11 protein-coding genes are annotated in these 12,705 nt (G+C 61.6%); all 11 read left to right on the top strand.

Annotated elements, in window-relative coordinates:
• The first annotated feature begins 10 nt into the window (after positions 1 to 10).
• A complete protein-coding gene (locus EEB15_RS26420) occupies positions 11 to 1,324 on the top strand; it encodes an oligosaccharide repeat unit polymerase (RefSeq protein ID WP_141512955.1) in 1,314 nt (437 codons plus the stop codon).
• A gap of 68 nt (positions 1,325 to 1,392) precedes the next feature.
• On the top strand, positions 1,393 to 2,502 hold the full coding sequence (locus EEB15_RS26415) for a glycosyltransferase family 4 protein (protein ID WP_141512954.1): 1,110 nt from the start codon (positions 1,393 to 1,395) through the stop codon (positions 2,500 to 2,502).
• On the top strand, positions 2,499 to 3,671 hold the full coding sequence (locus tag EEB15_RS26410) for a glycosyltransferase (RefSeq protein WP_141512953.1): 1,173 nt from the start codon (positions 2,499 to 2,501) through the stop codon (positions 3,669 to 3,671). The genes EEB15_RS26415 and EEB15_RS26410 overlap by 4 nt, the downstream gene beginning before the upstream one ends.
• Positions 3,668 to 4,447, top strand: coding sequence for an FkbM family methyltransferase (locus EEB15_RS26405; RefSeq protein ID WP_141512952.1), 780 nt, complete (start codon positions 3,668 to 3,670; stop codon positions 4,445 to 4,447). The genes EEB15_RS26410 and EEB15_RS26405 overlap by 4 nt, the downstream gene beginning before the upstream one ends.
• Before the next feature lie 8 nt (positions 4,448 to 4,455).
• Complete coding sequence (locus tag EEB15_RS26400) at positions 4,456 to 5,244, top strand: glycosyltransferase family 2 protein (RefSeq protein ID WP_141512951.1); 789 nt, start codon at positions 4,456 to 4,458, stop codon at positions 5,242 to 5,244.
• Complete coding sequence (locus EEB15_RS26395; RefSeq protein ID WP_141512950.1) at positions 5,241 to 7,013, top strand: carbamoyltransferase C-terminal domain-containing protein; 1,773 nt, start codon at positions 5,241 to 5,243, stop codon at positions 7,011 to 7,013. Before EEB15_RS26400 ends, EEB15_RS26395 begins: the two co-directional genes overlap by 4 nt.
• 16 nt (positions 7,014 to 7,029) lie before the next feature.
• The gene (locus EEB15_RS26390; protein WP_141512949.1) at positions 7,030 to 7,809 is read left to right on the top strand and encodes a YdcF family protein; all 780 of its coding nucleotides are present in this window, start codon (positions 7,030 to 7,032) and stop codon (positions 7,807 to 7,809) included.
• Positions 7,810 to 7,825: 16 nt separating this feature from the next.
• Complete coding sequence (locus EEB15_RS26385) at positions 7,826 to 8,614, top strand: glycosyltransferase family 2 protein (protein WP_141512948.1); 789 nt, start codon at positions 7,826 to 7,828, stop codon at positions 8,612 to 8,614.
• A 26-nt stretch (positions 8,615 to 8,640) separates the two neighbouring features.
• Positions 8,641 to 9,408, top strand: coding sequence for a polysaccharide biosynthesis/export family protein (locus EEB15_RS26380; RefSeq protein ID WP_141512947.1), 768 nt, complete (start codon positions 8,641 to 8,643; stop codon positions 9,406 to 9,408).
• Positions 9,409 to 9,456: 48 nt separating this feature from the next.
• A complete protein-coding gene (locus EEB15_RS26375; protein ID WP_141512946.1) occupies positions 9,457 to 11,790 on the top strand; it encodes a polysaccharide biosynthesis tyrosine autokinase in 2,334 nt (777 codons plus the stop codon).
• A 3-nt stretch (positions 11,791 to 11,793) separates the two neighbouring features.
• The coding region (locus EEB15_RS26370; RefSeq protein ID WP_158290236.1) for a DnaJ domain-containing protein at positions 11,794 to 12,705 on the top strand (912 nt) is incomplete at its 3' end.

Below are 12,705 nucleotides of genomic sequence, written 5' to 3'. Positions count from 1 at the left end.
GCCCTGCGCCATGATTGCGCTCGTCGTAATGATGCGCAGGTCTCGCGTCGGCTCCGTAGGCCTCCCCTTTGCTTACCTCGTCGGCTGGGCGTTGATCCACTTGCCCGGCGCGTCCCTGTATTTATTGCCTGACCACAACTATTACCAACTCGAATCCATCGTCGACGGATTCGGCTTGACAACGCTGGGGCTTGCCACGTACTGCCTCGGCGTTTTCCTCGTTCGCCCTGGGGCAAACTCCGATCGCGGACGGGCACCAGGTCCGGGCTTTGCTGCTGCGCGTCCCCTTCATCGCATCGCGATGCTATTCCTGGGCATCGGGCTCGCTGTTCAGCTGGTCGTGATTCCTTTTGTCGGGCAAATCGCCTCGCTCACCGCCTTGACTTCGGGCCTGGCGACCTTGTCAGTGGCCGGCGCATGCCTGGGACTGCACGACGCGTTCATGAAGAAAAACAATCGGCGACTCATCTTCTGGCTTGCCGTGGCCGCGACATTTCCGGTCATCACACTGACCAGCGCCGCTTTCCTGGGGTTCGGCACCTACTCCCTCGTCGTCGTCGTGGCGTTCGGATTGATGAATATCCCTCGACGTACGCTCTATATCGCCGCCGTACTGGCGGTGCCCGTGGTGTACCTCGGCATGTCGCTTTACGTCACCTACATGAGAGACAGAACCGACCTGCGCGAAATGATCTGGATGGGGGACGCAGGCATTGCCTCGAAGATGGACCGGGTTACGAAGCTCGTCACCGATTTCGAGTTACTGGACATCGAAAACAATGACCACCTCGTCGCGATTGACCAGCGCTTGAATCAAAATCATCTGGTCGGGTCGGCGGTGGGCTACATGAAGGACGGGCTCAGGGACTTCACGCACGGCGAATCCGTTCTACTTGCATTTGTCGCGCTGGTGCCGCGCGCACTTTGGCCCGACAAGCCCACGTTTGGCGGTAGCGGCAACATGGTCGCGGAATTCACTGGCCTGACTTTCTCGGAAGGTACCAGCGTCGGGGTGGGACAAGTCCTCGAGTTCTACATCAATTTCGGTGCCTGGGGCGTCGCCTTCGGATTCTTGCTGCTCGGGGTTCTCATTCGGCAGTTCGATTGGCATGCTGCCCAGGGCCTACGAAATGGTGATTACCGACGCTTTGTAATGTGGTTTGTCCCGGGCCTGGGGATGCTCCAGGCCGGAGGGAATCTGGCGGAAGTCACGGCATCCACCGCCGCGGCCATAGGCGCGGCGCTCCTGGCTTCACGCCTCATCGAGCGCAGGGCTGTGAAACCGGGGCAACCAGATTCCCAGAGCGCAGTGAATCGACCGTGAATATTCGCCTACGATCCCCGCGGCCGCCATTGCGCCTCTGTGTCGTCACGACGCACCCGATCCAGTACATGGCGCCATGGTTCCGAGCGCTGGCTGGCGACGCTGAACTTTCCGTCCACGTCATTTTTTTCCGCGAGCCGGACGCGCAACAACAGGGCGCCGGCTTTGGGCAGGCGTTTAACTGGGACGTGCCGCTACGTCAAGGCTACTCCAGCCACGTGCTTGATGTGCCGGCCGGCTGGCGCGCGGTCCCGACGACGTGGAGTCGCCTCAGGGAAGCGCTCCTTGCAAGCAAGCCGGACGCGGTACTGATCACTGGCTGGAACGAAGCTGGGTTGTTGGCTGCCTACCCGTTGGCCCGCATGCTGGGGATTCCGGTAGTGCTCCGTGGAGAGGCAAACACACTTCGCAGGCGCAGCCGGCTCAAGAGCACATTCCACAGGCTCTTGCTGCGGTTTGCTTCGGCGGTGACGGTCATCGGAAAAGGCAACCGCAGCTTCTACATTGCCCACGGCGTAGAACAGCACAAGCTCTTTGACGGGGCCTACTTTGTCGAGACTGAGCGAATGCTATCGATGTCGCAAATGCACGCTGCCGAGCGCCAACAGCTTCGAGCGAGGGCTGGATTCGCTGAAGACGACTTCGTGTTCTGCTTCGTTGGCAAGCACGTGGCATTCAAGCGGCCATTGCTCCTCGTCCAGGCAGCTGCACTGCTGCGAGATCGCGGGTTCAAAGTAAAACTGCAATTCGCCGGACTGGGTGAGCTGACAGAGGAAATAAGGCTTCGAGCCGAAGACCTTTCGGTGCCCGTCCATTTCACCGGTTTCCTCAATCAAACTGAATTGTGGAGAGCCTACATCCCCGCAGATGCCTTCGTGCTGCCCTCTACAAACGCCGAGACATGGGGACTGGTAACGAACGAAGCCATGCTGTTCGGCTTGCCGGTCGTCGTGAGCAGTCAGATCGGGTGCGCCCAAGATCTCGTGCGGCCCGGAGAAACGGGCTATGTATTCTCCGACGGCGCGGAATCCCTGGCAGACGCGATGCACGCCTTGCTTCAGGACAAAGCGGCCGCTGCCGCCATGGGCCAACGGGCGCGCCAGCTGGTCATGGAGCACTACTCGATGCACAACGCGACGGCCGGCCTCAAAGCAGCCCTCAGTTCGGTCTGCGCATGAAAGTCCTGCACGTGATTCCCTCCCTGTCCATCGTGCATGGCGGGCCCACCCACGCCCTTGCGGCGATGGAACGGGCACTGACGGGCGAGGGCGCGCAAGTCGAGACGGCCACGACAGATGATGACGGGCCCCACCAGCACAACGGCAAGCAATGCGGGGAGCCTTTGCCGGAGAACGGCGTTGTGCGCAGGTATTTCCGTAAAAGCAGCGACTTCTACAAAGTATCGACAACGTTCGCGCGCTGGATCAATCGCGAGATTCGGAACTACGACCTCGTGCACGTTCACGCTCTCTTCTCCTTTACCTCAATGGTGGCTTCCAGAGCGGCGCGCCGAGCGGGCGTACCGTATGTCATTCGCCCCTTGGGCACTTTGAACGGCTATGGCATGACGCAACGCAGACCATGGCTCAAGCGGTTGTCCATGGAGCTCGTTGAGGGCCCAGCGCTGCGTGGCGCGGCTGCAGTTCACTTCACCAGCGTGCAGGAGGCCCAGGAAGCGCGCCGCCTCGGGCTCGCGCTTCGTGACGCGGTGATTCCATTGGGGATCAACGTAGCCGCTTTCGACTTGTCCGCCAGTCACCGAGGCGTATGCGATCCGGAATCGCCGTCCGTACTGTTCCTGTCGCGACTGGATCCGAAGAAGAACCTCGAAGGGCTACTGGACGCCGTGGCGTTGGTCCGCCAGGATATGCCCGGGTTGCGACTCGTTGTGGCGGGCAGCGGCCCGCCCGACTACGTGGCCGCGCTACGGCGACGCGCCAGTGAACGTGGAATCGGCCCGCAAGTGACCTGGACCGGTCACCTCGAAGGAGCAATGAAGGCTGCGGCCTTCGCCGCCGCGGATGTCTTTGTCTTGCCCTCTTACTCTGAGAACTTTGGCATCGCAGCGGCTGAGGCGTTGGCCGCGGGCTTGCCATGCCTGGTGGGTGAAGGCGTCGCCATTGCCGACGACGTAGTCCAGGCGGGTGCGGGCCTTGCGACGGCTACCGATGCGCAAGCCATTGCGGACGGTCTTCGCCGTATCATTGCTCAAAGTCGATGCGCGCCGATGTCATTGAATGCGCGAACGCTCGCGCGCGATCGCTTTTCTGACACAGCGATGGGAGCCCGCTTGAACCGGCTGTACGTTGACATACTCGCCGACAGGCTACCGGAAAGAACGCAATGATTGAATGGCTCATCGATGTGTTCTTCATCAAGCAGCCCAGGCTGCGGCGTTTTGTCACCCGCATGCTGTACGGGAACCGGTTGCTGTCGGCAACCCTCCTTGGAAGCACCTTTCACGTCCACAGCGTAAAGGAAAACGGCTACCTCCGTGCCTCGAAGGCATCAGCGCGCCTGTCTGCTTTGCGCGACGAAACACCGGTTTTGTTATCGCTGGCAAATATCATCTCCAACAACTGCGCATTCGTGGACATTGGCGCAAACGTCGGGTTGTACTCCATCGTTTTTTCCCGCTTCAAGCGTATACATGAAGACTTTCATGTATACGCTTTTGAAGTTCACCCTGATACGTTTACCCGGCTTGAAGCGAATGCGCACTTGCATGGCTTTTCCGCGATGAACGTTGGCGTTGGGGAGCGTCAGGAACGGGTGCAGTTCGTGGGCGGCGCCGTGTCTCACGTGACTACGCGCGCCGATATTTCGAATCAATACAATATCGCGCAAGAAGTATTCGCCGCCGACATCGTGCCGTTGGCAAACATCGCGTTCGCGCAGCGTGACCTTATCATCAAGATCGACGTCGAGGGCCAGGAAATGGCGGTATTGGAAGGCGCGCGCATGTTCTTCGATGAGGGAAGAGTCAAGGGCGTGTACATCGATGGCTATGTGGATGCGAAGTGTTGGGATTTCCTCGAGAGCTTCGGGTTCGACATGCGCGATGGCAAGACTCTCGAAGCGGCGGGACGCGAAACCTTTTCGCTCCTCGCGCTCAGACGTTAGAAGTCACCATGAGTTTTCTGGAACGTGTCGACGTCCTCATCCTCACATGGAACGAGCAAGCCAACCTCGCCCGGACGTTGGATGCGTTGGACCGCTTTCCCAAAATTGTCGTTCTGGATAGCGGCAGCACCGATTCGACGCTCGAAATAGCTGCGCGCTATCCCAATGTGCGTGTTGTGATGCGCGCTTTCGACAACCATGCAAACCAGTGGAACTACGGCATTGCAGAGTGCGGCCTGGCGGCCGAGTGGGTGTTGGCGCTTGACGCCGACTACGTGCTGACGCCCGATCTTGTGGATGAGATCGCCCTTCTGGAGACAGCGCCTGAAGTCAGCGGCTATCGCGTCAACTTCAGGTACTGCATTCACGGCCAGCCTCTGACGGGCTCGCTCTATCCCGATGTGACAGTCTTGTATCGGCGGGCCCACGCGCGTTATGAACAGGATGGCCACACCCAGCGCGTGCACATCAGGGGCGACGTCTCGTCACTGGCCGCCCGAGCACTCCATGACGACCGAAAGCCCATGTCCTCGTGGCTGACAGCGCAGGATCGGTATGCGGCGCTTGAATGCCGACTGCTTCTGTCCACGCCATGGGCACGCCTGAGTTGGCGCGATCGCTTGCGGCGAATGGTTTTGATCACCCCCTGGCTGGTGCCGCTCTATTGCCTCACCATAGGCGGGGGCCTGAAGGATGGCCGTCGCGGGCTCGTCTATGCGTTTCAACGCGGCATCGCTGAGGCCATCCTCAGCGCCAAACTCGTGGAGTCCGGCATGGATCGCCGGAAAAACAGATGACCTACATCCTCGGCATCAACGCATTCCATGCTGATTCGGCGGCCTGTCTGGTCAAGGACGGTGTGATGATCGCTGCGGCGGAAGAAGAGCGATTCCGCCGCATCAAGCACTGGGCCGGCTTTCCCAGCGAGGCCATCCGCTTTTGCCTGTCCGAAGCTGGCATTTCACTGGCGCAAGTGGATCATGTGGCGATCAACCAGGACGCCAAGGCCAATCTCGCAAAGAAGATCGCGTACACGCTCGTCAACCGGCCGGACTTCGGGATGGTGATGAATCGCTTGCGCAACAAGCGAGAGCGCATCGGAATAGGGCAGCACTTGGCGCTGGCATTCCCGGGGGATACCTTCACAGGCGAAGTTCACGCTGTCGAACACCACCTCGCACACATGTCGTCGGCCTTCCACGTGTCACCGTTCGACAAGGCGGTGGTGGTCTCAGTGGACGGCTTTGGCGATTTCGCCAGCGCCGCCTGGGGCGTGGGGGACGGAACAGCGATCAGGGTCGACGAGCGCGTGCTCTTTCCGCACTCTCTGGGCATCTTCTATCAGGCGGTGACCCAATTCATCGGCTTTCCCAACTATGGGGACGAGTACAAGGTCATGGGATTGGCGCCATACGGCCAGCCGATCTACATGGACCAGATGCGCCAGCTTGTGGCGTTGCAGCCTGATGGCAGCTTCCGGCTCAAGCTCGACTGCTTTCGCCACCATCGCGAAAAGATCGACTACGGACAGGTGGACGGCAGCCCCGACTTCGGCACGCTCTACAGCCAGGCAATGACTGACCTGCTGGGGCCTTCGCGCGTAGCGGATGAACCGCTGACGCAGCGCCACAAGGACTTGGCCCGATCGGCTCAGGCGATGTACGAGGAAGCGTTCTTCCACCTGCTCAACGCGCTGCACACCCGTTACGGGCTGGATGCCGTTGCAGTCGCCGGTGGCTGCGGAATGAACTCGGTCGCCAACGGCAAGATCACGTTGAAGACGCCGTTCGAGCGTGTGTATGTCCAGTCGGCTGCCGGGGATGCAGGCGGCGCTGTCGGGGCGGCCTACTGCGTGTGGCACCAGCTCGGCGGTGCGCGCGGCCCCGCGCACGATCACGCTTACTGGGGCCCCCATTACGGGAGCGAGGCAATGGAGCGTCTCGTCACCGAGCGCTCGCCCGAGATCGCACAAGCCGGCTGCACGGTTACTCACGTGCGTGATGAAGAAGTTCTGGTCAGCCAGACAGCGGCCGCCATCGAGCGCGGCGAAGTCATCGGTTGGTTCCAGGGGCGCATGGAGTGGGGCCCGCGCGCCTTGGGCAATCGTTCGATCCTGGGCGATCCGCGCCGGGCCGACATGAAGGACATCCTGAACCTGAAGATCAAGCGCCGCGAATCGTTCAGACCGTTCGCGCCTTCCGTTCTCCAGGAAGCTGTGCCCGAATGGTTCGAACTCGATGGTGAGGTGCCCTTCATGATGCAGGTCTATCCGATCCGCACGGAGAAGCGGGCATTGATCCCGGCAGTGACTCACGTGGATGGATCCGGCCGGCTGCAGACCGTCAACCGGGAAACCAATGGGCGCTACTACAAGCTGATCTCGGCCTTCCGCGACATCACGGGTGTACCGATGGTGCTGAACACATCGTTCAACGAGAACGAGCCGGTGGTCTGCACGCCGCAGGAAGCCCTCGATTGCTTCCTGCGCACGAAGATGGACGTACTCGTTTTGGGAGACTGGCTTGTGCGCCGCACGCCTGCCGATTCGGCAGGCGCGAGGGCGTAGGCGCTGGTCGAGGCAATTGTTCGAAATCAGCAAGATCGCCAGCTACCTGCTCGCCCCGCTGACATGGGGGCTCGGCTTATGGATCGCTGCCGGCGCCTGCTTGCTGCTCCGCCACCGGCGATGGACATTCGTTCTTGCCCTCTCCGGCTTTGCCCTGCTTTGGATGGCGTCCACGCCGGTCGTCGCCCTGGCACTGGCCGCGCCGCTCGAGCAAAAGTATCCAGCGATTACAGCCGCGGCCTCGCCATCCGCTGACGTCATCCTGGTCCTTGGGGGGGCGCTGTCTGGCGCCAGCCCACCCAAACGGCCTACGTTCAACATTGGCCCCTCAGCGGGGCGCGTCTGGTTCACGGCCGAGCTCTACAGGGCTCGAAAAGCCCCTTGGGTCGTCGTTGCAGGAGGCAACCAACCCGGGCAGGAAGGCGAGCAGGTCGAAGCCGAAGCGATCACCGAGATGCTGGGCGTGTTGGGGGTACCGCACCAAGCGATCCGGATTGAGGGCCTGAGCCGCAACACCCGCGAGAACGCCGCCAACAGCCTGCCGCTGGTCCAGTCGTTGGGGGCAAAACGAGTTCTTTTGGTTACGTCGGCCATCCATATGCCCCGCGCGATCAAGACCTTCGAGAAGGCTTGGTCGGGCTCGGGCGTGCAGGTGATCGCCGCTACCGCCGACGTTGAGTCGGAATCGCCACGCAGGTTGTTGCCAAAAATGTGGATTCCTGACGCTTCTGCGCTGGGCTTTGTAACAAAACTGCTCAAAGAGTATGCAGGAGGGCTTGCGCTGGATATCATGTGAGCGACACACTTTTCACATGTCGTTACACATCTCCGTCATCACTGCCGTGTTCAACAGGGCGTCCACCTTGGATGAAGCTCTGCAGTCGGTGCGCGCCCAGTCCTGGCGGCACGTTGAGCATGTGGTGATCGATGGCGGCTCCACCGACGGAAGCCTGGACATTCTCGCCCGGCACAAGCATTCGATAGCCCAGATGGTATCCGAGCCAGACAACGGGCTCTACGACGCGTTGAACAAGGGCATCAGCCGTGCCACCGGCGACGTGGTGGGATTCATGCACGCCGACGACAGCTACGCGACGCCCCAGGCGCTGGAGCGTGTTGCCGCGGCGTTCGAAGATCCGTCTGTTGGGGCCGTGTACGGCGACCTGGTGTACGTCAACAAGGACGACGCTTCACGCGTAGTGCGGTATTGGCGCGCAGGGGCGTTCCGCCGCAGCCGGCTCACGCACGGCTGGATGCCGCCCCACCCCACGTTCTACGTGCGCCGGGAACACTATGAGCGCATGGGCGGCTTCGACACCCGCTTTCGCATTGCCGCAGACTACGAGAACATGCTTCGCATCCTGTGGGGCGGGGGTGTTCATGCCGCTTACATTCCAGAGGTCCTGGTGCGTATGCGCACCGGTGGAATAAGCAACCGTTCGTTGCTAAACATCGTGCAAAAGTCACGAGAAGATTTTGCAGCTCTGCGGCAAAATGGGATGGGGGGGCTCCAGGGCGTGTTACTTAAAAACGTGACAAAGCTGCCGCAATTCTTGACACCCGGTGCACGCCTTCAAACAGCAACGCGTAGCGCCGCTTAGTCTTCCCAGTCTCAGAGAGGCCCGTAGTGAAACCTGTTCGAATCAATGCCTTTGCGGCGATGGCGCTGTTGGCCATCAGCGGCGTTTGCTTCGCGCAGGCGCCTGCCCAGTCACCTGACCTTCGCATCGTCGCGCTGCAGCCGGATGGTGCGAAGTCGAACTTTGCCACCGACGCAGCGCCGCTCGCAGGCAGCGCGCCCTTGGCGGCGCCGCTGGTCTCCCTGAGCAAAGACTATCGGGTGGGGCCCAATGACCTGATCGACATCGAGATCATGGACTTGGACAACATGAAGCGCACGGTCCGCGTCAACGCGGCCGGCATGATCTCGCTGCCCCTGATCGGCGCGGTGCAAGTCGCCGGCTCCACATCGCAAGAACTTGAAACGCGCATCGCCGACCGCTATCGCGAGAAGTATCTGCAGAACCCGCAAATCTCCGTCTTCATCAAGGAATTCACCACCGAGCGCATTACGGTGGAAGGCGCAGTCACCAAGCCTGGCATATTCCCATTGACGGGCCAGATCACGCTGCTGCGCGCGTTGGCGCTGGCCGGTGGCTTCGGCCCTATCGCGAACTCAACTGAGGTCATGCTGTTTCGCGTGAACGAAAAGCGCGTGCGTGAAGTGGCGGTGTACGACGTCAACAAGATCCGCTCGGGCACCGCAGACGATCCGGTGATCAAGGGCGATGACCTCATCGTCGTCCAGCGGGACAGCACCCGGGCTCTCCTGAAGGACTCCGTGTTCCGCGACGTGCTCGACTCGATCAACCCCTTCTCGGTCTTTGGCCGCTAACGGGGGCATTCCGGGCACCCTCCGCCCGATTGCCCAACCATTGAAATCATGTCCGATCCTCATTTGACGCCAGCGCTGCAGCGCCCCCAACGGGGCGCCAACACCGCCATGGCACTGCATCGGCCGTATCAACTGCAGGTCGGAACCGACAACGTAGGCGGCGATGAGGCTGCAAGCAGTGCACTGACGCTGACCGATCTGCTCCGGATCGTCCTGAAGCACAAGTGGACGCTGCTGGCCGTGCTCCTTGTGGCGGGTTCCGTCTCCGTTGTGAGGACCTTGTTGAGTACCCCGGTCTACCGCTCGACGCTCACGCTGCAGATCGAAAAGAGTGCTCCGCGCGTGGTGAACTTCAACAATGACTTGGACCAGGAGCCTTATTCTGACGAGTTCACGCTGCTGAAGACGCAGTATGAGCTGCTGCGCAGCCGCTCTTTGGCCGAAAGGGTCGTCGACGAACTTCGGCTAGAGCGCCCGAAGGCGACGGCACCAGCCAAAGTTGGACAACCCACTGATGCAAAGCCTGCGGCGCAGTCCACCGGCTATATCGACCGTATCGTGGGCGGCTACCGCAAGTTGACTATGCCGGCCAACGCAGACTCTGAAGTGCTGAGCCGCGAAGGGGTCATTGGCGGCTTCTTGGGTTCACTCACAATCGAACCCGTTCGAAACTCGCGCCTGGTTCGCGTGCACGTGGACAACACCAACCCAGCACTCGCCGCGCAGATTGCAAACGCGACGGCCCAGGCCTTCATCGCCATGGGCCTGGAAAGGCGCATGGAAGCGTCGACCTATGCCAAAACCTTTCTGGAAGACCAGATCAAACAGGTCAAGGCCAAGCTGGAAGAGTCAGAGCGCAAGCTCAATCAGTACGCGCAGACGCGGCAGATTCTCACCCTGGACGACAAGACGAACGTCGTCAACCAAACCTATACCGACTATGCCACCGCTCTCGCACGCGCCGAGCAGGAGCGCATCAAGGCCGAAGCCGCCTTCGCCGAGATCAAACGCAGCCCCGACGCCGCCCAGCAGGTGATGGAAAGCAAACCGATCCAGAACTACAAGGAAGTAAAGGCCAAGCTGGAGATCGAGTACCAGCAGAACCTGGGCATTTACAAGCCGGACTTTCCCAAGATGGTCCAGCTCAAAGGGCAAATCGACAAAGCCGACTCGCAGATCAAGGCCGAGATCGCCGCCGTCAGTGCCGCCGTGCAGTCGCAGTACGAGGCCGCGCAGCGGCAGGAAAGCCTGCTGCGCAGCAAGCTCGGAGAGACCCGCAAGCAAGTGCTTAGCACGCAAGACAGCAGCATTGACCTGAACCTGCTCAAGCGCGAGGTGGATACCAATCGCCAGCTGTACGACGGCCTCCTGCAGCGGCTGAAGCAAATCGGTGTTTCCGGTGACATCACTGCCAACAACATTTCGGTTGTCGATCGCGCTGAACCGCCGTTGTTCCCTTACAAACCCGATCTGCAGCGCAACCTCATGTTCGGACTGGCAGTCGGACTCGTGTTGGGCCTGTGCATGGTCTTCCTCCTCGAATATCTGGACGACTCCTTCAAGTTCCCCGACGAGATCGAGCGGACGCTGGGTGTGGCGCTGATGGGCATCGTGCCGATGATCAGTCAGCGACGTGACCAGGATAAAACCTCCATCGCATTCGAGGTACACACCCAGCCGCGATCGCCGATTGCGGAAGCCTATCGCTCCTTGCGCACGTCGCTGCAATTCTCAACGTCAGAAGGCGCGCCGCGCAGGCTGCTTATCACCAGCACCACGCGCGACGAAGGCAAGAGCACAAGTGCGCTGGCCCTGGCGATCAACTTTGCGCAGATGGGGCAGAGGGTGCTGTTGATCGACGCGGACATGCGCAATCCTTCGGTCCACAAGCAATTGGGCATCCCCAATGAATCAGGCCTGTCGAACCTGCTTTCGGGCGACTATGGCGCCGCCACCCTGATCACGCAGACAACCGTTCCCTTCCTCTCCGTCATGACGGCCGGGCCGATCCCGCCGAACCCGGTCGACCTGCTGCTTGGCCCCAAGCTGGCGGCCGTACTCGACCAGGCCACTGCCCACGGCATTCATTACGTGATCGTGGATGCCCCGCCGCTGCTGGGCATCGCGGACTCCATCGTGCTGGGCAACCAGATTCAGAACATCCTGTTCGTGGTGCATGCAGGCAGCACCCGCAAATCGCAGGTGCGAGACGCCCTGCGCCGGCTTCGACTGGCGGGTCTTGTTCCGAGAGGCGTCGTGCTTACCCAGGTTCAGCGCAACGTGAGTCATCAGCATTACGAGTCGTACTACGGCTACGGTGCGGTCGAGAAGGGGTCCACCAGGGAAAGCCGGCGCTCCGCCAAGAGCGCGACCCAGGGCTAGGCGGTGGCCAAGCAGCCTGCGCCTGAGCCCGCGGCAGCCGGGCAATCGCCCTTGTCCGTGGCTTTGCTGGACTATCACCGCCAGCCGGGCAAGTATTCCACCGCGCTCAGGGAACCCGCCGTCCTCTTCGGCTCGATCCGCGCAATCCTCCAGCTTGCCGCGGGCAAGTCGGCAGACGACGAGCACGGCGCGTCCGTCCAGCGGGCCGCCGCTTTCTTCGTCCGCTTCGCGGTCATCTTTCCTGGGGCCGATCACTACACGCTGCTGGGCGTCACCCGCGCAAGCGATGCAGCAACCATCAAGGAACACTATCGGCTGATGATGCGCCTGGTCCACCCGGACTTTTCTGGCGGCCCCGGTTCGGCGTGGCCCAGCGACGCGGCGACGCGAATCAACCTTGCTTACGAGGCGCTCGGGTCGCCTGAAAAGCGCGCCCAGTACGAGGAGCGCTTTCCCACGCCCACTGTAGCGACGCGGCCCACTCCCCCGGCGGGCGCGCCGGATGCCGCCCCGCCCAAACCCGCCGCGCCCGAGCCTCGTGTCCTGGTCAAGCACCTCGCGGCAGGCTTCGGCGCACTGGGCGCCATGGGCGTCCTCGCGCTGGTGGTGGCGAGCAATAGCGAGCACGAGAGCGAGAGCCTCATCCAGAAAGAGCGGCCTAGTAAGGCATCGGCTGCGCAGGAACAGCTCGTCGTGCAGGCTGCGCCACCGGCCCCTCCCGCATCGAATCCGCCCGCAACGCTATCGCTCCAGGTCGCGGCGTTGCCGACTGCGCTGACTTCTGCCCCTGCACTGCCTTCACGCGTCTTCGCAGCGCCGCAAGCACCCGCGCGGCAGACTGCGCCGCGCGCGACGACCCCTGCTGCAGCCCTCATCCCGTCGATGGTGGCGACCGCTAGCGCTCCACCCATCGAC

The organism is Ramlibacter sp. WS9 (genome assembly GCF_003797765.1).
In the GTDB taxonomy this organism is placed as follows: Bacteria; Pseudomonadota; Gammaproteobacteria; order Burkholderiales; family Burkholderiaceae_C; genus Ramlibacter.
The sequence above is the reverse complement of the archived record's forward strand: the minus strand, read 5'-3'. Positions and strand labels throughout refer to the sequence as shown.